Consider the following 433-nt stretch of genomic DNA (forward strand, 5'->3'; position numbering starts at 1 on the left):
CTTATCCACCCCATCAGTTATCTTAATACCTCTACCATCTCTATTAGCAAGTACTAATCTTCCTTTTTCATCAACACTAGCCTCAACCCCTGTTTGATCTTTAACAGAGTTAATTGCAGCTCTTAAAGCTCCATTTCCATCTTTATCTTTAACTTCAATAGAACCAATAGTAACACCATTTATACTAAAGCCTTGTAAAGTAGTTCCTGCTTTAATAGGTTGTTCAAATACACTTTGAACCGTAACAGAAGCTTTAATACCTGTTTTATCAGTAGATTTATTAATAGCTTCAACTAAAGCACCTAAACCTTGACCTGCTTTAATATTATTACCTTGAGCAATTTGCACTGGCTCAAATGTAACATCATTAATTCCATCTACGTTTTTAAATGTAAGATTAATTTTATCTCCTAAAGCAAGGTCACTTTGTCTT

Annotated in this window: 1 protein-coding gene; it reads right to left on the reverse strand. The window is 33.0% G+C overall.

The window, feature by feature from the left end; translation table 11 throughout:
- The coding region (locus AVBRAN9333_RS09455; protein ID WP_336609200.1) for a flagellin hook IN motif-containing protein at nt 1–433 on the reverse strand (433 nt) is incomplete at both ends.

The organism is Campylobacter sp. RM9333 (genome assembly GCF_020137705.1).
In the GTDB taxonomy this organism is placed as follows: domain Bacteria; phylum Campylobacterota; class Campylobacteria; order Campylobacterales; family Campylobacteraceae; genus Campylobacter_E.